The organism is Schwartzia succinivorans DSM 10502, assembly GCF_900129225.1.
GTDB lineage: Bacteria > Bacillota > Negativicutes > Selenomonadales > Selenomonadaceae > Schwartzia > Schwartzia succinivorans.
In genome coordinates, this window is the sequence record NZ_FQUG01000007.1 from 153,289 (window position 1) to 172,396 (window position 19,108).

The 19,108-nt window shown below is 45.0% G+C and carries 18 protein-coding genes; 10 read left to right on the forward strand and 8 right to left on the reverse strand.

Features of this window, described 5'->3' with window-relative positions:
• From meaB to BUA83_RS09605, 5 genes are all read left to right on the forward strand, one after another.
• Nucleotides 1-1,191 carry a methylmalonyl Co-A mutase-associated GTPase MeaB gene (meaB, locus tag BUA83_RS09585; RefSeq protein ID WP_072936027.1) on the forward strand — a complete coding sequence of 397 codons (1,191 nt, stop codon included), beginning with the start codon at nucleotides 1-3 and terminating at the stop codon, nucleotides 1,189-1,191.
• A gap of 15 nt (nucleotides 1,192-1,206) precedes the next feature.
• Nucleotides 1,207-1,776, forward strand: a complete 570-nt coding sequence (gene msrA, locus BUA83_RS09590) for a peptide-methionine (S)-S-oxide reductase MsrA (RefSeq protein ID WP_072936028.1) — start codon at nucleotides 1,207-1,209, stop codon at nucleotides 1,774-1,776.
• Between the two features lie 119 nt (nucleotides 1,777-1,895).
• Complete coding sequence (locus tag BUA83_RS09595) at nucleotides 1,896-2,501, forward strand: DUF1847 domain-containing protein (RefSeq protein ID WP_072936029.1); 606 nt, start codon at nucleotides 1,896-1,898, stop codon at nucleotides 2,499-2,501.
• A gap of 83 nt (nucleotides 2,502-2,584) precedes the next feature.
• Nucleotides 2,585-3,952, forward strand: coding sequence for an MATE family efflux transporter (locus BUA83_RS09600; RefSeq protein WP_072936030.1), 1,368 nt, complete (start codon nucleotides 2,585-2,587; stop codon nucleotides 3,950-3,952).
• Entirely contained in the window at nucleotides 3,949-4,362 is a 414-nt protein-coding gene (locus tag BUA83_RS09605; RefSeq protein WP_072936031.1) for a peptide deformylase, read from the forward strand. Before BUA83_RS09600 ends, BUA83_RS09605 begins: the two co-directional genes overlap by 4 nt.
• Before the next feature lie 63 nt (nucleotides 4,363-4,425).
• Here the strand turns inward: BUA83_RS09605 and BUA83_RS09610 are convergent, their stop codons facing one another.
• The 4 genes from BUA83_RS09610 to BUA83_RS09625 form a co-directional block, all read right to left on the reverse strand.
• Nucleotides 4,426-4,869, reverse strand: a complete 444-nt coding sequence (locus tag BUA83_RS09610) for a hypothetical protein (protein ID WP_072936032.1) — start codon at nucleotides 4,867-4,869, stop codon at nucleotides 4,426-4,428.
• A 76-nt stretch (nucleotides 4,870-4,945) separates the two neighbouring features.
• Nucleotides 4,946-5,275, reverse strand: coding sequence for a branched-chain amino acid transporter permease (locus BUA83_RS09615; protein WP_072936033.1), 330 nt, complete (start codon nucleotides 5,273-5,275; stop codon nucleotides 4,946-4,948).
• Nucleotides 5,272-5,976 carry an AzlC family ABC transporter permease gene (locus tag BUA83_RS09620; protein WP_072936034.1) on the reverse strand — a complete coding sequence of 235 codons (705 nt, stop codon included), beginning with the start codon at nucleotides 5,974-5,976 and terminating at the stop codon, nucleotides 5,272-5,274. Before BUA83_RS09620 ends, BUA83_RS09615 begins: the two co-directional genes overlap by 4 nt.
• On the reverse strand, nucleotides 5,973-6,983 hold the full coding sequence (locus BUA83_RS09625) for a replication initiation protein (RefSeq protein ID WP_072936035.1): 1,011 nt from the start codon (nucleotides 6,981-6,983) through the stop codon (nucleotides 5,973-5,975). The genes BUA83_RS09620 and BUA83_RS09625 overlap by 4 nt, the downstream gene beginning before the upstream one ends.
• Nucleotides 6,984-7,817: 834 nt before the next feature.
• On the opposite strand from BUA83_RS09625, the gene BUA83_RS09630 reads away from it, so the two are divergent.
• From BUA83_RS09630 to BUA83_RS09645, 4 genes are all read left to right on the forward strand, one after another.
• Nucleotides 7,818-8,780 (forward strand): ADP-ribosylglycohydrolase family protein, encoded by a 963-nt coding sequence (locus BUA83_RS09630; RefSeq protein WP_072936036.1) that lies wholly within the window; start codon nucleotides 7,818-7,820, stop codon nucleotides 8,778-8,780.
• A gap of 263 nt (nucleotides 8,781-9,043) precedes the next feature.
• The gene (gene fliB, locus BUA83_RS09635; protein ID WP_072936037.1) at nucleotides 9,044-9,916 is read left to right on the forward strand and encodes a flagellin lysine-N-methylase; all 873 of its coding nucleotides are present in this window, start codon (nucleotides 9,044-9,046) and stop codon (nucleotides 9,914-9,916) included.
• Nucleotides 9,917-10,105: 189 nt separating this feature from the next.
• Complete coding sequence (locus BUA83_RS09640; RefSeq protein WP_234988312.1) at nucleotides 10,106-11,308, forward strand: coenzyme F420-0:L-glutamate ligase; 1,203 nt, start codon at nucleotides 10,106-10,108, stop codon at nucleotides 11,306-11,308.
• Nucleotides 11,309-11,501: 193 nt separating this feature from the next.
• Nucleotides 11,502-11,825: a 7(1) septoil knot domain-containing protein gene (locus BUA83_RS09645; RefSeq protein ID WP_072936039.1), complete on the forward strand. Its 324-nt coding sequence runs from the start codon at nucleotides 11,502-11,504 to the stop codon at nucleotides 11,823-11,825.
• Nucleotides 11,826-12,234: 409 nt separating this feature from the next.
• On the opposite strand, the gene BUA83_RS09650 is transcribed toward BUA83_RS09645, so the two are convergent.
• Genes BUA83_RS09650 through BUA83_RS09665 form a run of 4 tightly spaced genes read right to left on the reverse strand, consistent with a single transcriptional unit; the run spans nucleotide 12,235 to nucleotide 17,021 of the window.
• Nucleotides 12,235-13,149 carry a dienelactone hydrolase family protein gene (locus tag BUA83_RS09650; RefSeq protein WP_072936040.1) on the reverse strand — a complete coding sequence of 305 codons (915 nt, stop codon included), beginning with the start codon at nucleotides 13,147-13,149 and terminating at the stop codon, nucleotides 12,235-12,237.
• A 21-nt stretch (nucleotides 13,150-13,170) separates the two neighbouring features.
• On the reverse strand, nucleotides 13,171-14,430 hold the full coding sequence (locus tag BUA83_RS09655; protein ID WP_234988313.1) for a hypothetical protein: 1,260 nt from the start codon (nucleotides 14,428-14,430) through the stop codon (nucleotides 13,171-13,173).
• Nucleotides 14,431-14,477: 47 nt separating this feature from the next.
• Nucleotides 14,478-15,836 carry a C4-dicarboxylate transporter DcuC gene (dcuC, locus tag BUA83_RS09660; RefSeq protein ID WP_072936042.1) on the reverse strand — a complete coding sequence of 453 codons (1,359 nt, stop codon included), beginning with the start codon at nucleotides 15,834-15,836 and terminating at the stop codon, nucleotides 14,478-14,480.
• A 39-nt stretch (nucleotides 15,837-15,875) separates the two neighbouring features.
• Nucleotides 15,876-17,021 (reverse strand): M20 family metallopeptidase, encoded by a 1,146-nt coding sequence (locus tag BUA83_RS09665; RefSeq protein ID WP_072936044.1) that lies wholly within the window; start codon nucleotides 17,019-17,021, stop codon nucleotides 15,876-15,878.
• A gap of 176 nt (nucleotides 17,022-17,197) precedes the next feature.
• Between BUA83_RS09665 and BUA83_RS09670 the strand changes: the two genes are divergently transcribed.
• Nucleotides 17,198-18,100 (forward strand): LysR family transcriptional regulator, encoded by a 903-nt coding sequence (locus tag BUA83_RS09670; RefSeq protein ID WP_072936045.1) that lies wholly within the window; start codon nucleotides 17,198-17,200, stop codon nucleotides 18,098-18,100.
• The last annotated feature ends 1,008 nt before the right edge of the window (nucleotides 18,101-19,108 follow it).

Genomic DNA, 19,108 nt, shown 5'->3' on the forward strand with positions numbered 1-19,108 from the left:
ATGGCAGAGTACACGACTTCTAAACCGGAATGGGCACCGGAAAAAGACGATGAAAACAAATTCGCCTGCGGTGTGATGAGCGGAATTGACGGCATCACCGACACCACAGTCGGCAACCTGAATCCGGCACTGAAAAACGGAACAATGAAGCCGAAGCGCAAGATGGTTCTGAGCGTAGACGACTACATAAAGGGAGTCAGCTCAGGCGACCGCGTCACTCTCGCCCGGGCCATCACGCTTATTGAAAGCAATAACCCCAAACACTTCAGAAAAGCGCAGCAGGTTCTGCAGGGACTTTTGCCGAAGACCGGAAAAGCACTGCGCATCGGTATTACAGGTGTGCCGGGCGCAGGAAAGAGCACGACCATTGAAGCCTTTGGCAACATGCTCTGCGACATGGGACATCGTGTAGCGGTGCTCGCGGTAGATCCGACCAGCTCAGTTACCCGCGGCTCCATTCTCGGTGATAAAACCCGCATGGGAACCCTTTCACGGCGTGAGGAAGCATTCATCAGACCGTCCCCGGCAGGAGGGACTCTCGGTGGTGTCGCCCGCAAAAGCCGCGAAACGATGCTGCTTTGCGAAGCGGCGGGTTATGATATCATCCTTGTCGAGACAGTCGGCGTCGGGCAATCCGAGACGACCGTCCGCTCAATGGTAGACTTTTTCATGCTCATCGTCCTGACAGGCGCCGGTGACGAACTCCAGGGCATCAAAAAAGGCATCATGGAGCTGGCGGACGCCATCGTCGTCAACAAAGCCGACGGAGACAATCTCCTCAAGGCAAAGGTTGCGCGCGCGGAATACGAGCGCATGATAGAGTTCATCCGGCCGGCCACAGAAGGCTGGCGAACCCACGCCTACCTGGCATCAGCGTACAAAAAAACGGGGCTTAAGGAGCTCTGGGATGTCATTCGTGCCTTTGAAAAGGTCACCCATGAATCCGGAGTCTTCAAGCGCCGCCGCGACAGCCAGCTCTTGGATTGGGTGCACAGCATGATCGACGAGCATTTGCACAACCTCTTCTTCGACGATCCGGTAGTGCTTGGACGAATGCCCGAAATCCGGGAAGCTGTGCTCAAGGGTGTCATATCACCGACACAGGCAGTCGCCGAGCTCATCCACATATTTGATGTGCAAAGAGCAACGCAGCGCCATGTCGACCTTTTTCATCCGGAGAATCAGAAATAACGGGAGGACGCCTCTATGTACACGAAGAAAATATACTTCGCCGGAGGCAGCTTCTACGAGCTTCAGGAAGTGTTTGCTCGCATCGAGGGTGTTATCGGGGTAACTACAGGCTACATCAACTCCGAAACGCAAAATCCCACGCATGAGGAGGTACTGACGGGCAGAACAGGCGCAGCCATGGGAGTGGAGCTCTCCTTCGATCCCAAAAAGATCGACCTTTCATCCCTCATGGATATCCTGTTTGCCGTCATCAACCCCTACAGCAAGGACAGACAAGGCGACTGTTTCGGGCCCATGTACCGAAGCGGAGTCTACTATACCTCGGCAGAAGATGAACCGATGGTGGAGTATCACATGAACTTCATCCGTAACCGGAAAAAAATCCCTGCCGCGACAGATGACTCCATAACGGTAAACGATCCAAACAGCGATCCTGCGGGAGCCCGCCAATGCTACGCAGAAGCAAAGCGGCTGAAAAATTTCACACCCGCAGCGGAGGAACACCAGAATTACCTGAAAAAACACCCCGAAGTCAATACACACATTGACTTCGCACTACTGAAGGAACTGCATATCATCCGGTAAAACAGCACGGAGCCATGTCGAAAGACAAGGCTCCGTGTTTTTTGTTTACCATACTAAATGCCTGACTGTAATTATCATGATATAATAAACACAACACGCAACTGAACGGAGGGAGTATTATGAAATGTGACTGCGCGAACTGTCCTACCCATGCCTGCTACACAAAGGGCATAAACTGCACGGGAGCAGATCTTGAGGATGTAAAGGCCCGCTACACAGAGGAAGAACGGAAAATCATGGAGGCCGCGGCTTACGTAGAGGGCACCTTCTACAGCAACATCACACGCCTTGAGGAGACTGCTGAATTTGCCAAGGCCATGGGCTACAAGACTCTCGGCATGGCCTTTTGCATAGGGCTCAACTCAGAAGCAAAAACAATCGCACGCTATTATACGAAGCAGGGGTTCACATTTTACAGTGTCTGCTGCAAGAACTGCAGTGTTCCCAAAAAAGACCTCGGTCTGAAACAGGTCAAGCCTGAGCTTGACCACGAAGCCATGTGCAATCCTAAAATGCAGGCTGAGTTTCTTGCCGAAAAGGGCGTAGAGCTCTACATATCCTGCGGTCTCTGCGTAGGACATGATACCATATTCAACAAGAACTGCCCGGGACCTGTCACCACTCTTGTAGCAAAAGACCGTGTACTGGCACATAATCCGCTGGGTGCGGTATATTCCCGCTACTGGAAACGCAAGCTCGGCATATTAGGAGACGGAGAAGTCTAAAAAAATAATAAAATTGATAAAAAAGCCGCTTTCCCGTGATATACTGGAAAGTGGCTTTTATTCATTTTGAAAGGACCTCCTGTATGGAACGTAATCTAACCACAGGCAGCATAGGAAAGGCTGTCCTCGTTTTTTCTGTACCATATCTAATTACATATTTTCTTCAGATGTTTTACGGCATGGCTGACCTTTTTATCGTAGGACAGTACAACGGTGTCGATGAAATCACCGCCGTTGCTGTGGGCAGTCAGATTATGCACATGGCAACTGTCATGCTTGTAGGTCTCGCCATGGGAACAACGGTATGCATAGCACGGGCGGTAGGAGCAGGGGACAAGGAGCGCATCGCTCAGGCAGTAGGCAATACGTCGATACTCTTTTTCGGGGTCTCCCTCGCGGCTACCATTCTTACACTGCTGTTTCTGGATTCAATCGTTTCCCTCATGGCCACACCCGCAGCTGCCGTTCCCGGAACGACCTCATATCTTTTTATCTGTTTTCTCGGCATTCCATTTATCACAGCCTATAACGTCATCAGCGCAATGTTCCGTGGGCTTGGCGACACCAAAAGCCCCCTTTATTTCGTTGCAGTAGCATGCATATTGAACATTGCCCTTGATTATTTTTTCATAGGCGGAATGGGGCTCGGTGCTAAAGGTGCCGCCTATGCTACGGTCCTTGCCCAGGCTTCCAGTGTTCTCTTCTCGCTTATTTATGTACACCTGCGCGATACCGGCATAACCCTGAAGCTTTCCTGTCTTCGCCCGAACCACGCGGTTTTCCGTGAGCTGCTTCGTGTAGGCGTTCCTATCTGCATGCAGGATGCCTTCATTCAGATTACATTTATCATACTCACCATTATCGCCAACAGCCGCGGCCTTGAACAGGCTGCCGCAGTCGGCATAGTTGAAAAGCTTCTGGGCTTTTTCTTCCTTGTGCCATCTTCAATGCTTTCAGCGGTTTCGGCGCTTGCAGCTCAGAATCTTGGCGCAGGAAAGCCCGACCGCGCCCGAGGCACGCTTAATTACGCGTTGGGCATTGTAATAACATACGGTCTTGCAGTAGGCGTTCTGATGCAGTTCTTTTCCCCCCATGTACTCTCAAAATTCACCACAGATACGGCTGTAATCGCCATGGGATGCGATTATATGGGAGCTTATATATGGGATGTCACCCTTGGTGGCATACAGTTCTGCTACAGCGGCTATTTCTGCGCATACGGTATTTCCATCGCGGCCTTTATACACAACGCCGTTTCAAGTGTCACTGTACGAGTTCCGGGGGCATACCTTGCCGTCATACTCTGGCCTGAAACCCTCATGCCAATGGGCGCGGCTGCTCCCATTGGGTCCCTTCTCTCAATCATCATCTGCCTCTTTATCATCAGATGGATGAAACGACATCCTGAAAAGCTTCCGGGATTTCCAAAGGTAAAGGAGGAATCGCCTTGATAAAAAATATTATCCATGATGAAGATTTTCTTAAACAACCGTCTGCTCCTGCCACAAAGGAGGATATCCCGACAGCATGGGATTTGATTGATACGCTTGCTTTTCATAAAGAGCATTGTGTCGGTATGGCCGCAAATATGATAGGCGTTCTAAAAAATATAATCGTTATAAATACAGGAACTGAAACCATCGCAATGCTTAATCCGGAAATCGTAAAGACCTCAGCCAAACGGTATAAAACAGAGGAAGGATGCCTTTCTCTTAACGGTGAACGCGAAACAGAGCGGTTCGAATCAGTTGAGGTGAAATATCGTGACATGGATTGGAACAAGCAGAAACAGAAATTTTCAGGTTTTCCCGCTCAAATTGTTCAGCATGAGATAGACCACTGCAATGGAATCCTGATTTGATTTAAACACGCAAAAAGAACGAAACCGCTAACCCTGCGATTTCGTTCTTTTTATGTGCTCCGCTCATCCGAATAAATCATCGAGCAGAGCCTGTTTCGGAACAAATTTCATTTTCTGCTGTGCTGTTAATCGCGTACCATCGGACGCGCGCGGAATATCCGCTGACGGATCCGGAACCTCCTTATAGTGCGGGCGCTTGAAATATCGGTCAACGATATTGCCTTGTTCGTAGTGCGTCACCATAATCGTTCCATCCGGCAGTATACGGCGTATAATCTCCGTAACCTGACGCTGTGCCTGCAGTGCCTCAAGCTCTTTTCTTACCTCATCCTTCTTTTCAAGCGTTTCTTCAAGTGTATCCCCACGCTCTTCCACGAAACGACGGAATAAAGACTTAAAATCCTGCTGCTGCGCCTTATTTTGCTGTTTCTTATCGGTCGACGACGACGTTGCCGATACCGGCTGCATAAAAAGACCTGTATGTCTGGATGAAATAAACTCTGCCATGATTCTCACCTCCTTATATCTATATATCGACACAAGGAGATGGGTTCTTAACTATAAATCGAAAAATAATAGGACTTTAAGGAAGATAAAATTGGACTAAAAGCATATAGACGGACGTTCCTCCCATGACGGAAATAAGCATCTGCCTGAGCCACAGATGAAGTCCTACAGTGAAAATAATTGCGATAATTTCAGGAATGCCATGTGCTCCCGTAAGAAAAGATGTATTTTTGAGGCAGTAAACGATGAGCATGGCAAATATTGCAGAGGGAAGAGCATTTCCAAGGTATCTTACCATAGGCGGCGTCGGTTTTTTCGACGAAAAAAGTATAAACGGAAGGGCTCTTGTGGTAACGCTTGCCAATCCGCAAAGCATTACTGTAACAACCTCTTCATAAAATGTCATGATGGGTTCACCGTCTTTTCCAAGTATCTGCGTCCAAAAACAAGTATTACAAGAATCATGCCCATTGTCGGAACCATGAAGGAATCAGCCCCAAATACGTTGAGACACACTACCGCAGAGAGCATTCCAATACATGCAGTATAGTGCTTCCTTTCGTGAAGCAGCTGCTCAAGAAAAATCACGACAAACATCGCGGTCATGACAAAATCAAGACCTCTTGTATCAAAGGTCAGCAACGAACCCAAAAGTCCGCCGAGCGTTGCGCCGCCCACCCAATATAATTGATTAAGAAGTGTCACCCAGAACATAAACCATCCACGGTCTATCCCCTCAGGAATCCTGGCTGTAAAATTTATTGAAAAGGATTCATCACAGAGTCCGTATATCAAATACCAGCGTTTCCAGCCAAGTCCCTTGAACCGGTCAAGCATAGCAATTCCATAAAAAAGATGCCTTGCCTGTATCATTAACGCAAGAAGAAACACCTCTGCCGGCGCAAAGGGAGACAACAGCATAGACACCGCAACAAATTCCAAAGAACCTCCGAATATCACCGCCGACATGATCATGGGATACCAAAAAGAAAATCCCGATACATTCATGTACACTCCGTAGGCCATACCAAGAAAAAGAAACCCCGCAAGAATCGGAATCGTATTTGGAAGAGCTGCCCTGAAGGCATTTATCCGTGTATTATTCATTCAGCAGCTGCGCTCTTTTCTGACTTACTTCCGAAAAGGTTTTCCATATGCGGAGAATGATAGCCTTGTCTCTCAAGCTCTCTTCTCAGGCTTCCGTCTGAAGGAACATGCTGAACCGGCTCCGGACGCATAATCGGCTTTTCCTCTGTTCTTTTTTTCTGAGATGGATATTTTACGTAGGTATAATCCTTCTCAGATGCTTCATACGTCTTTGTATCGTCCGTCATATCCTCAGGAACATTAGAAATATCCATCCGAATGAGGAATGCAACTATACGCCGTCCCTCCTTGATGGATTCATAGCTCATTATATAGTTTGTCTTTTTGTTGATTTCACGGATTGGTCCGTCAAGGACACGGCTTCTGAAATGAGCAATGCGGTCGTAGGCACCGTCAGGAACATCAAGCACATTTCTAAGCTCTTCTACGGTAAACTTTCGCTCGATTATTCCCGTACCGTTCTTACGGGCAAAGCCCCTGTACTGAATCAAAAGCTCAACAAGACGCCATGCGTAGGAAGAGCTGAGGGGAAAAATCTGCCTCATGGTAATACGCGTGTAGCCATAGTCCTTATCCAAAAGCTGCAGGAGATACGGCTTCATATCATCACCGAACTTCATTATGAGGCCTTCATCTCCAATATAGCGGAACGACTGGAAAATAACCGACTCGCCGCCCTTATCCTTTGGATTTTTAGGATTTTGAGGAGGAAGCTTTACGGTATGGGAAAGCATTTTCTTCGCAATGGACGGGACAACGTTAAGATACTTATCATTGCCCAGCGCCGCTGCAAGAGCAGCAGGTTTAATTTTAATCTGCTTGAATTCAGTCTCATTCCATGGGTCCACAGCCTGAAGCGCCAGCGCAAAAAGACGCAGCTGCAGAGTATCCATTCCTTTTCTGACATTAATCAGCGGATTTGCCTGATATATACTGTCACGGAAAGGAGCAAGCTCGAAGCTGCCGCATTCTTCATATGTCTCTTTTTCATCTTCCTTGCGTTCCATAACTTATTTCACCTCAAGATGTAGTATATCATTAAGTATCACATACATCAACGCCTGCGTGACACTTACAATTTGGTGTCATTTAGGGCTTACTTTTTGTGACATTTACATTTTACACTTACAATTTGGTGTTATATAAAATGAAAAATTCGGCTTTGGGAAGAATCTTCACTTACAATTTGGTGTCATTTCGAGCTTACAATCCGGTGTCATATATGCCTTATTTAATGAAAAAAATTTTTTAAATTTTTTCACTTACTTTTTGTGATATTACACGATACTGTGTTAGGTACAATGAAAAATACTACATGTACTGCTTACTTTTTGTGACATTAATAAAATCCATCAAAGCTTTTCACTTGTTTTAACAGATCACTTTTTTCCCTTTGATAACATGTGGCCGCTTGTCTTCTCTGCTAAACTGTGATATTTTACCTCCGGAAACTTTTTCAGACTTACTTTTTGTGACATATCCCTGTGAATACTGTATTTTCCGCCTGCTTACTTTTTGTGATATATACTTACCTTTTGGTATCATTTTCTTACATTTTGCGGATATATCGCTTACTTTTAGTGGTTTCTATTCTTACTTTTCGTGTACACATCGCTTACAATATGTAGACATAAAATCTCGGAAACCATTGATTTTTCAAGGTTTCATGATTCCTAAAGTATTTAAAGTTCTTATAAAGAATTAAAATATAATTTTTTATCTTTTTCTTTTATCCGTATCCCTTTAATTCTTCCCGATAAATTATTCTTCTGCCGTGAATGAGAGATTTTTTCTTTGCTGTATTGTGGTATACTGAATACATACAGATAGGGGGAAAGCCCATGAAACGTGATCAAATAAAAGCTATGGTCTATGGACACGCCATCGGCGACGCGCTTGGCGTTCCTGTAGAATTTCAGACAAGAGAGCAGCTGTCAAGAAATCCGATTGAGGATATGCAGGGAGGGGGAACCTACAATATGCCTGCAGGTTCCTGGTCTGATGATACCAGTATGACGCTCTGTGTTCTTGACAGTTTGTCGGAAAAAGGAAGTATTGATTATGAAAATATAATGCAGCATTTCATGCGCTGGCTGGATTCAGAATATACACCAACCGGTAAGGTATTTGATATAGGCCACGGCACAATGAAGGCACTTATGCGTTACAAAAAAGGAGCGAAACCGCTTGAGAGTGGAGGCCGCTCCGAGCGTGACAACGGAAATGGCTCTCTCATGAGAATCAGTCCTGTACCGCTCTTTCTGGCGCTTACAAAAGATAAGCTGGATGACGAGGCAATGGAGCTTGTGCACAAGGTTTCATCATTAACTCATGCGCATCCCAGAAGTCTTATAGCCTGCGGCATATATACCCATATTGCCTTCGGACTTCTGAAGGGCAAGGGTGTAACGGACGCCATAACAGATGGTATAACATCAGCCGAAGAATACTATTCCGAGCATAGCGAATTTATGCTTGAAAAGGAAATGTACGACCGTGTATGGAATCTTCGCCGTTTCAAAGCACTGCAGGAAGCTGATATAAGAAGCAGCGGATACGTCATTGATACTTTAGAGGCCTCATTATGGTGCTTCATGACAACAAAGAGCTATCGGGCCTGTGTTCTTAAGGCCGTTAATCTTGGAGAGGATACGGATACTGTCGCTGCGATTGCCGGTGGTCTTGCGGGACTGGCTTACGGCTGGTACGATATCCAGGATGACTGGAAGAAAAAACTCCTGCGGACTGATTTTATAGACGGTGTCTGTGAGAGATTTGCAGATAAATTCAATATAGGGAATTGATTTTTAGCAGGATTGTATCGTTGTGTCAGATATAATCCTGCTTCTGTTTATGATTATTGGCCAAGTTGTTCTTTATGACACCAAAAAGTAAGTAAATTGATTAAATGTCACAAAAAGTAAGCTGATGAATATCTGCGGATAAATTTTTCAGAGGCAGGAAGTGAAAAAATGCTTCTGAAAAGTATACTTACTTTTTGTGACATTTGGAATAGCGTTATTGTTTAATGTAACGATAATTAGCTTGAATAAAAAGGATATTATGCATGAAAACAATTTTTCCGACATTTTATAAAGATTTTTTCTGCAAGGCAGGCGACTGCCGTTACTCCTGCTGCAGGGGATGGGAAATTGATATTGATGATGAAACTGCAAAGCGGTATTTTTCAGATGAATCTCCATTCGGGGAAAAGCTGAGGGCAAATATCCAAAGGAATGCGGATGGTGTCAGCTTCAGGCTCACTGAGGATGAACGATGCCCCTTTCTTCGAGAGGATGGCCTTTGCCATATAATTCTGGAGAGGGGAGAGGAAGAGCTTTGCGAGATATGCTCTATGCATCCACGCTTTTTTACATATTATGAGGATTTTGAACTGGCAGGAGTTGGTCTGTGCTGTGAAAAATCCTGTGAACTTCTTTTGGGTTCTGATGATGTGCTTCTTTTTGATACGGAAGCAGAAGACGCACCGTTTACGTTTTCCGGGCTTTTAGAAATATTGGGATTTTCAGTGGAATCATCAAATTTGAAATGGAAGCCGTCAGGTTCAGGGCTTTTTTTCAGGTATGTATTGGATATAATGAAGAAAACAGAACCAATAAATAAGGAATGGACTGAGAAGTTAGCATGTCTGGAAGAATCGGAGCGAATGATTTCAGAAAAAGTATGCGGCGGATTTTTTTATGATACGACGATGAAATTTCAAAAAATTTATGAAATGATTTTATACCGCCAGATTGAAAAAGCAGATGTGTATTCATTTAATGAGTTAACTGATTTTGCAGGTCTTAATACGGAATTTATATTATATGAGTGCATAAGAACCGAAAATTTAGCAGAGTCGCTGCGCTCCTGGTCGGAACAGATAGAGTACGATACTGATAATGTAGAGTTTTTGCTGAAATTTTTGAAGGCAAAATAATAAATTGTTAAGCTTTGCGCCATGTTCTTTACATAGAAAAAGATTGTGGCGTATTTTTTACTGGATACTGTACAAAGTCGTCCGCGTGAGATAAAATAAATCTGTTGTTAGAATTTTCAAAAAGAAATGGCATCTGAAAGAGAAATCTGAGGAATATGCAGAATTCCTCAAAAAAGGATGGGATTTAATTTGGAAAAGAATGAGAGAAGAACAGGTACAGTATCAAGGGGTATAAGGTGCCCTATTATTCGTCAGGGAGATGATCTGGCAGAGATTGTTACAACAAGCGTGCTGGAGGCTGCAAAAAGCGACGGTTTTGAAATCCGCGACCGTGATGTTATCTCTGTGACGGAGTCAATTGTTGCGCGTTCCCAGGGAAACTACGCTTCTGTGGACGCGATTGCAGAGGATGTGCGGACAAAGCTTGGAGGAGAAACTATCGGAGTTATTTTCCCGATTCTTTCCCGTAACCGTTTTGCTATCTGTCTGCGGGGAATAGCAAAGGGAGCAAAAAAGATTGTTTTGATGCTGAGCTATCCTTCAGATGAGGTGGGAAACCATCTTTTGACGCTGGACCAGGTGGACGGGGCCGGAGTAAATCCGTACAGTGATGTTCTTTCACTTGCAAAATACCGGGAGCTGTTTGGAGAAAACAAGCATGAGTTTACAGGTGTGGACTATGTGGCGTATTATGAAGAGCTTATTCGTTCCTGCGGAGCGGATGTTGAGATTGTCTTTGCCAACCATGCTGAAGCAGTTCTTAAATACACAAAGAATGTTCTCGTTGCAAGTATACATACCCGCGAACGCATGAAAAGAATTCTTAAAGATGCAGGAGCGGAGCGTGTGTATGGGCTTGACGATATAATGAATGCACCGGTAAATGGCAGCGGATGCAACGAAAAATACGGACTTCTCGGTTCAAATAAATCTACAGAAGATACGGTAAAGCTTTTCCCAAGGGAGTGCAAATCGCTGGTGCTCGACATACAGGGACGCATTCTAAAGGAAACAGGAAAGCATGTAGAGGTCATGGTTTACGGCGACGGCGCCTTCAAGGATCCCCAGGGAAAAATTTGGGAGCTCGCTGACCCGGTTGTTTCCCCTGCATTTACTGACGGGCTTATCGGTACGCCGAATGAACTCAAGCTTAAATATCTTGCTGACAATGATTTCAAGGACCTTTCCGGCGAAGCGCTTAAAGAGGCAATCTCAAAGAGCATTCGGGAGAAGGATGGCAATCTCGTCGGCAATATGGCTTCTCAGGGGACGACACCGCGTCAGCTTACGGATCTTATCGGTTCGCTCTGTGATCTCACAAGCGGCTCCGGTGATAAAGGAACACCGGTGGTTCTTGTTCAGGGATATTTCGATAATTTCACCGTAGAATAAGGAAAACCTATCAGGACTCTGCCATTTTCGGCGGAGTCCTTTTTTTATGCTTCAGTCCAACGCTTGGACTAATATCCGAAAAATGGATTTACTGCGGTGATGAAATTTAAAAAGCAGGAATTCAAAAACTTTTCGAGAATCTTAAGCAGAGTAGAAGGAAATTTTCAATGTAATGACTATGAGGTGATGAAAAATGAAAAAAATAGCTATTCTTTGTCTTATGATGTTTATTACGATGAGTACGAATGTTTTTGCTGCCGGTGCCATAAATAAGGACGGATATTATAAAAATATACGTCTTGCCGGAAAGGTGAAAATCGTTGAGAATTTCGGAGACATTAAAGTGCAGGTTGTAACGGCTTTTCCTGACATAAAGGTGAAGAGCGTTACCTCGTTTCCGGATGAGATTGGTGAATGGCAGTTTGTTGACAGCTTCCCTGATTTCACTATTCAGTTTGTAGAGGCATTCCCCGATATTAAGGTGCAGTTCGTTGAGGCATTCCCGGGACTTCCATGAAAGAAATACTGCGAGACAGCGATTGTGAATCGGGTTCATCTTTATGTTGACAACATATACCCCTATATGTATAATTGAGCTATCAATAAATATATAGGAGGAAATGCGATGCTGGAAACAGTTGAATGTCTTTTGCTGATTCCGATTCTGAGATATACCTGGAATATGGTTGATGAGGAAATGATTCGTCAGCAGGGCTGCTGGTACGGAAAATAATGCATATTGTTTAAATGGCACGCTCTGTGAAAAACATAGCGTGTCTTTTATTTTGTATGGTAAGCATATAGAGTGAAACTTATTCTGGGGAGTTCCAGGCAACTGTTAGCATCGGATAAAAAAGAAGGAGGGCGCAGTGCTGATTGCGCCCTCCTTTTTTAGGGGAAGTTACCAAAAAATAGTAATTATCAAATTAACGTGCAAGCTCTTCGATAAGAGGAACAGCACCCTGTGCCATTCCTGTGCCGTCATGGCCTACGCCGGGAACTGTACGGAGAATCCATGTAAAGTCCGTATTCAGCTCTGCAGCTTTGGCTTCGCATACATTAAAGAAATTCATGCCGCGCTCCAGACGGTTCTGACCCTGTGCATCAGCTTCAGGCGTCTTGCGGAGAACCTTGGAACGGATGACATCCTCTTCACCGAGAAGGATGACAACCGGCTTTGCAAAGGCTGTCTTAAGGTCATAAGCAGCTTCAGGGATTTTTCCGAGGCCGTAAGAGAAAGCAACGTCTTTGTCAGGCAGAGTGTACCAGCCGGAGTTGGCTGCGATTATGAGGTCAGCTTTTGATGGACCGCTTAAAAGCACATAACGGTGTATGAGCTGTGCGCCTGCGGAGTGTGCGTAAAGAACAACCTTGCTGTCCTTGGCTTCGGCTTTTTCCTTTGCAGCAGAAACAAGACGGTCAATAGCCGGGAACACCCAGTCTTTCTGTGGCTGAATTTTTCCGCCGGGTTCTTCGGAATCCAAAACGTTTGCAAAATTGTAGTAACGGACTCCGGGATATTTTTCAGCAGAAAATTCAGGGCAGATTACAAGCAGATTATGCTCTTCGGCGTACTGAGCCCAGCCCTGGCAGTATTCCTGAGCGTTGCGTTTAAGGCCATGGAACACAAGCACAATGGGGCGGCCGTCTTCCCAGGCCTGCGGACGGTAATAGTACGCGGTCATGGGAGAAGCGTTGGCTCCTGTAGGTTCATCAATGAGAAAGCTTCCTTCGCCAACCGGCAGGGAGGCTGCCTGTGCTGATGCAGCAAACATTAAGCAGAAGGCAAAAACAAATGGTAAGAAATAATTATTAAATGTTTTTGTAACGATTTTTTTCATTTAAATCAACCTCCTAATGTATTAGAATCTCAGCGACAGCTGTGCACGATAGTAGTTTCCGATTTTTTCTCCCGTACTCTTTTTCTCCATATCAAATTCCGTCAGGAAGTCCGCACGGATATCCTTTGAGAGAATATAACTGAAGCCAAGACCGATACCGCGGTTGTCATTGGTCGGGATGTTTACGCTCTTCGTAAGTGTGTTGGCAACGTTGAACTTGTCGACGTCAATATAGTAGAGGGAAACACCGTAGGAATGCGGTTTGTTGTAGGATGCACCCTTATATGTGAGAACTGCAACCGTACCCTGAGGATTTCCCGACACTGCCATATTTTTGCTGTAGTCGGCAGCAAGGGTGAAGTTATCACCTAATTTCTGTACAAGACCGAGACCGGTTACGCTGTAATCCGTAGGGCTGTATTTACCCCTCAGCTCGTGGATATGCCAGAGCTGGAAACGTGTCGCGGAGCTTGGAGTGTAGCCAAGCTTTACAAAATAGTTCTTTTCAAGCTTATTTGTCGTCGTTCCCTTGGAATCGGATCCCTGTTTTATGGAGGCCTTTCCGGCGCTGGTTACAGAAATATAATCGTTACTGTGTGCCTTGCCGCCTCCCCAGTCGCCGAAGCCGCCGCCTATCGTGAACTTGTTAAGACGGGTTTCAAATTCAACACCATCGTACATGCCGAGGCTGCCTTTTGATGCCCAGTAGCCAGTAGTACCGAAATCGTGACCGAAGCGTCCAATTTTTAACATCGTATTCTTCAGGATTGGATCGCTGCCAAGACTGTCAAATTGTACATAGGCGTTATCAATCTTATTTGTGGTATCCTTTCCATCACTGGTGGTCAGCTTAGTACCGTCAGCGTAGGAATAGGAGCCGCTGTCGCCCATGGTGTTTTCATTGACAAGTATATCTCTTACACGGAATGTAGCATTTTTTCCGATGCGTTTTTCCAGGTTGAGACGGACACGCTGCTGGAAATGAAAGCTGTCATCTCCGTCAGACTGAATGGCGCGGATACGCGCGTCACCGTAGAATTTCCAGTCATCATTTTTGCTTTTTGCAGGGGCCGCAGCGGTATTTTTTCTGTATTTTGCAAGCTCCTCTTCGGAGGCCTTTAATGCTTTATCCTGTGCATCTATGCGCTGCTCAAGTGCCGCAAGGCGTGCTTTGAGGTCGTTCAGTTCTGCGGAAGTATCTGTAGCTTCTGCTGCGAAAGCAGTGGTGCTCATAGCCGTAAGTAAAGCGGCGCAGGTTAAAACTCTAGCTTTTTTATTCACAACAATACCTTCTTTTCGTTAGTTTTGGGGAAACGAGTTGAGTAAGGTTAGAGGATAATACTAAATACGAAGGACGAAACAAGAGCAACCATCATCGGGATAGCCGTTCTTTTTACGATATCAACCGGGGAAACATCTGCAATACCCGCAACGGCAATGATAGCTGCCGTGATAGGCGATGCGCTGCGTGCAATGCTGGATGCCATCTGCATTGGCGTAATCATTACTGCCGGAAGCATAGAAAGCTTTGTAGCGATATCCGGGACAAGAGCGCCAAAGGAGTAGAAGGGGGCATTGCCTGAACCCATAATTACAGCTGATATTGCAACAATAAGAGTCATAACAAGCGTGATACCTACTGCTCCAAAACCGGAGTCACGAGCGCCTTCGATGATAAGGTCAATAGCACCGATCTTTGTAAGCCCGTATGCAAAGGTTTCACCGGCAACAATGAGAGTAACAACCGTAGCGAAAATCTCTCCCATTCCGTCAAAGAAGACCTGAATGCTTTTGAAAACAGCCTTTAGGTCGCGTGTACGGATGAATTCAAACAGCATAGCGAGCGCGATGCTTATAATCATGGCCGTGACAACAGGCATCTTGATTGTCGCTATTGTGAGTTTGCTGAAAACGAGTACCAGCGCAATCGGTACGAGAGGAAGAATTGCGTATATGCTCGGAGGAAGGTCAGAGAGCTTCTCTGTACTTTCCGAAAGCTTCATTACTTTGATTTCCGTGCCTTCTTTACGGTCGAAATAACGCTGTACGATGAAATGTGTTACTGCAATGAGAACCATTGTAATAACTGCAACTGGAAGCTGTTCTGCAATAAAGTAATCAGCAACATCCATTCCTGTTGTCTTTGCTGCAAAAACTGCTGTTCCGGAAGCCGGACCGAGGTCCAGGCATGGGGTAGTCGCGATGACCGCAACAGCGGAAAGGCGGCTGACACCAAGACTGACAAGTACCGGATACATCGTCGCCATGAGAAGAACGCAGAGACCTGCGGCACTTGGTATGACGATATTCAGAAGCTGTCCAACAATATACGCTACTGAAAGCAGCAGATAAGGAGACTTAAGGAGACTGAGGGGACGCGAGGTAAGATGTACGAGGACACGGCTGGCACCTATATGCGACATATATTTTGCGAAGCCGCTTACCGTCATAATCATAAGACCAATACCTGCAGCGCGTGTGCTGAAGGTGAGTTCAATAAACTTAAAGAGATCGAACCATACAAAGCCGGTTGTTTTTTTCGCGTCGAGCAAAGGATAGCCCATGAGAACCGCTGCTCCCATAAGCACAAGACCTCCGACGAAAAGAACTGTTTGTGCTTTATATTGTTTCAGTATCAAAGTGGCAACGATAACAGTAACGATGAAGGCAAGCATTAAACTTAACATCGTTTATTCCTCCTGTTCTAATGAAACTCTTTACTGCGGTTAAGCAGGAGAATTGATAATATACGTTATTACGTGCTCAAGAAGCTTGAGGCGTGGTTCAACCGTTGGGATTTCCATGTATTCTCCGACACTGTGAGCACCGCCGCCGACGGGACCAAGACCGTCAATCGTCGGAACTCCGGCGAAAGCAGAAAAGCTTCCATCAGAGCCGCCGCCGCTGGCCGTCCATCCAAAACGAATATTAAGATCTGTGCCAATTGCATCAATTGCAGCGCAGAGATGTTTCGTTTTGTCTGAAGGGAGCATAGGCGGGCGGGTGATACCGCCGTCGATTGTGATCTGCGTATCCGGAACATGCGGATGAGCTGCCATTGTTTTCATCAGCTTTTCAATGCGCTCTACCTCCTGAGCATCGTAATACCTGACATCAACATCAGCGGATGCTTCGGATGGGATTGCATTGATGGAGGTTCCTCCATCAATGATTCCGACATTTACAGTGGTCTCTTTTCCGAGATTTGTCGCGCTCTGAAGTGCTATAATCCAGTGGGCAAGCTCTTCCACAGCGCTTCTGCCTTTTGCGTAATCAACACCGGCATGAGCGCCGATGCCTTTTACCGTGAGATGATAGCGTGCAATTCCTTTGCGCTGGTGCACAAGGTTTCCATTTGCCCGGGCACCCTCAAGTACCAGCACATTGCGGCTTTTCTTTGCAAGCGAAACAGAATATTCATGTGAATATCGTGAGCTTATACCCTCATGGTCGCTGTTAAGAAAGACACATATGCGTGCATCATTGAGTGCATTTTTTTCCTGAAGCTCGGTCAAAGCATAAAGACCGCTTAAAAGTCCTGCTTTGCAATCGATTACACCGGGGCCGAATGCACGGTCTCCCTGTGTGGAAAAAGGCCTCTCGGCAGCTGTTCCCACGGGGAAAACGGTATCCATGTGTGCCAAGAGAAGTACATCGAAGGATGCGTCTTCACCAAGCGGCCGGTTTGATATTTCAAGGCATGGTCCGATTGATGGATCGAATTCATGTGCCTTTACATTCCAGCCCAACGCTTCATATCTTTCCTGGAAAAACGCTGCAATCCGGCGAGCTCCATCAGGCTCAGAGGAAACACTGTCGATATTGACGAGGTGTTCCAGATCTTTCATATATTGGTCGATAGAGAAACTCATAGTAGGCTCCTTCCTTCTTTTTTTTCGAGCTCGATTTTTATAATTATACCTTACGGGAGTTTGGCTTATATTACAATTCAAACTGCTTCTAACGTTATTACAAAATCGAATTGCGGAAAAACGAAAGTAAATGTATCATATTATTATAGAAATATAGGTAAAATGGAGGGGATTCTATGCTATTGAAACAGATACAGTACTTTATGGCTGTCGCACAGACCCGCCACTTCACAAGAGCAAGTGAACAAATGTATGTATCGCAGTCAGCTCTGTCACAGCAGATAACGAAGCTGGAAAATGATATGGGAGTCACACTCATCAACCGTCTGTCACATCCTATAGAATTGACAAAAGCCGGGGAGGAGTTTGCTAAATACGGAGCCGATGTATTAACCGCCGTGGAAAATCTGCAGGAGCACATGCAGACCTGGCAGTCCACAGGACGGTCAACTCTGCATATAGGAATGATCACAGGATTAGGCAATCTTCCGCTTGCAGATATTTTGGCGAAATTTAACACGGAGCACAGTGATATAAAGCTTACGCTTGCAACGCAGCTCAGCAAAGCATTGTGCGAGCAGCTTGAGGATGGGACTATTGATCTTGCCATTATTGCCGCACCGCGGGATATAGAAAAATATAATTTCAACATCATCCCGTTGCAGCAGGATCCATTTGTAGTAATCCTGCCAGCAGGACATCCAATGGCTAAAAACAAGGTGTTTGACCTTGTCAAGGCGTCAAAGGAAAGATTTATATTTCCGACAAAACCGAACGTTTCGCTGGATGTTTTTATGGAAGAATGCAAGGCAGCCGGATTTGAGCCAAATATTGCAAGCTTTGCAAACGATCCCGGCCGTCGGATAGATATGGTAGAAGCCGGTCTCGGCATCGCGCTGATATCCAAGAGCGGTCTTTCTTATTATCTTAAAAACCAAAAGATTGCTGCATTGCCGCTTAAAAAACCGTTTTATAAAAATATTGTAGTGGCGCGTAAAAAAGGTGTACACAAATTCCCTGCGCTTTGCGCGTTCTGGAATTATGTTCAGCAGTTTGCTTCAGGCGAGATAATAAAGTGAAACTTATTCAGTTGGAGTTTTGGATAAAGTAATCACAGTATATGTACTGAATTTTAATTAATAATATTAGAACATACTTTAAGTATTGGGGATAAAAATAGATTCCGATAATTTATAGCTATCGGAAGTAATACGAATCCCTATTGGAAGACTTATGTAAAATTGGAAAATAATTTGTGAAGCTGCCTTCAACGAAATAATAAGCTTATATGTGTGAGCGCTGCATAAGCAAATGAAAAGGTCCTGACCGGTTGGCCAGGACCTTTTTTGTGTCCGCGCGAATTTCGTTGAAAGGAGATGTTCTGATACACCGATAATAGGGGAAAGTCCCTCCACAATTCTTTCTTGACTGAAATACCACTGACTCGAGAAAGTTAACGCGGAATAACGATTGGTAACTGTACATCTATATCCAAGCGCGGACACGGGAACCTATTGACGATACGGTATTTATTTTAAATACTCCTCTTTCTTTGTCTTAATTATAACATTGATTATATAATTTTGCAAGAGGGATTTTTAGGTGATTTCCTATGAGACGCTCATATTGCACCGTAGCGCAAAATAATTACAAAACGCACCTATTGATATGCGTAAAGAATCATTTGGCTAATACAGGCGATTCTGAGAGACCGTTTTTCCAAAAGCCAAATTTTTGATGTACTAAAGTAAAACTTATTCAGGGTTTTATTGGTGCTTGGCTCCCATTTTAGAGGTTGGCATCTAAGCATCTGTTAGCATAGGGTAAGTCGCGTTGGATCTGTAAAATTCCTCCGCAGCGATTTCCTCCGGATTGCAAAATTCCTTTATTTATATGTAAATATCAGATCACATGCTGCTGCCTTTCCATGAACAGGCAATCTACATCCCCGCGTTCTTTGTTTGGTTAGTTTGAGTTGGGATATGTTTATTCGTAGGAAGATGTGGAGGTTTAGGAAAATTTTATATGTATTATTAGAATAATACATATAAAATCTAATGCCGAAGGCTTGAATTGCTGATATAATA

Bases quoted from the DNA above. Each gene is read 5' to 3' on its own strand.
- meaB (WP_072936027.1), top strand. From the start codon at position 1: ATGGCAGAGTACACGACTTCTAAACCGGAATGGGCACCGGAAAAAGAC.
- msrA (WP_072936028.1), top strand. From the start codon at position 1,207: ATGTACACGAAGAAAATATACTTCGCCGGAGGCAGCTTCTACGAGCTT.
- BUA83_RS09595 (WP_072936029.1), top strand. From the start codon at position 1,896: ATGAAATGTGACTGCGCGAACTGTCCTACCCATGCCTGCTACACAAAG.
- BUA83_RS09600 (WP_072936030.1), top strand. From the start codon at position 2,585: ATGGAACGTAATCTAACCACAGGCAGCATAGGAAAGGCTGTCCTCGTT.
- BUA83_RS09610 (WP_072936032.1), bottom strand. From the start codon at position 4,869: ATGGCAGAGTTTATTTCATCCAGACATACAGGTCTTTTTATGCAGCCG.
- BUA83_RS09615 (WP_072936033.1), bottom strand. From the start codon at position 5,275: ATGACATTTTATGAAGAGGTTGTTACAGTAATGCTTTGCGGATTGGCA.
- BUA83_RS09620 (WP_072936034.1), bottom strand. From the start codon at position 5,976: ATGAATAATACACGGATAAATGCCTTCAGGGCAGCTCTTCCAAATACG.
- BUA83_RS09625 (WP_072936035.1), bottom strand. From the start codon at position 6,983: ATGGAACGCAAGGAAGATGAAAAAGAGACATATGAAGAATGCGGCAGC.
- BUA83_RS09630 (WP_072936036.1), top strand. From the start codon at position 7,818: ATGAAACGTGATCAAATAAAAGCTATGGTCTATGGACACGCCATCGGC.
- fliB (WP_072936037.1), top strand. From the start codon at position 9,044: ATGAAAACAATTTTTCCGACATTTTATAAAGATTTTTTCTGCAAGGCA.
- BUA83_RS09645 (WP_072936039.1), top strand. From the start codon at position 11,502: ATGAAAAAAATAGCTATTCTTTGTCTTATGATGTTTATTACGATGAGT.
- BUA83_RS09650 (WP_072936040.1), bottom strand. From the start codon at position 13,149: ATGAAAAAAATCGTTACAAAAACATTTAATAATTATTTCTTACCATTT.
- dcuC (WP_072936042.1), bottom strand. From the start codon at position 15,836: ATGTTAAGTTTAATGCTTGCCTTCATCGTTACTGTTATCGTTGCCACT.
- BUA83_RS09665 (WP_072936044.1), bottom strand. From the start codon at position 17,021: ATGAGTTTCTCTATCGACCAATATATGAAAGATCTGGAACACCTCGTC.
- BUA83_RS09670 (WP_072936045.1), top strand. From the start codon at position 17,198: ATGCTATTGAAACAGATACAGTACTTTATGGCTGTCGCACAGACCCGC.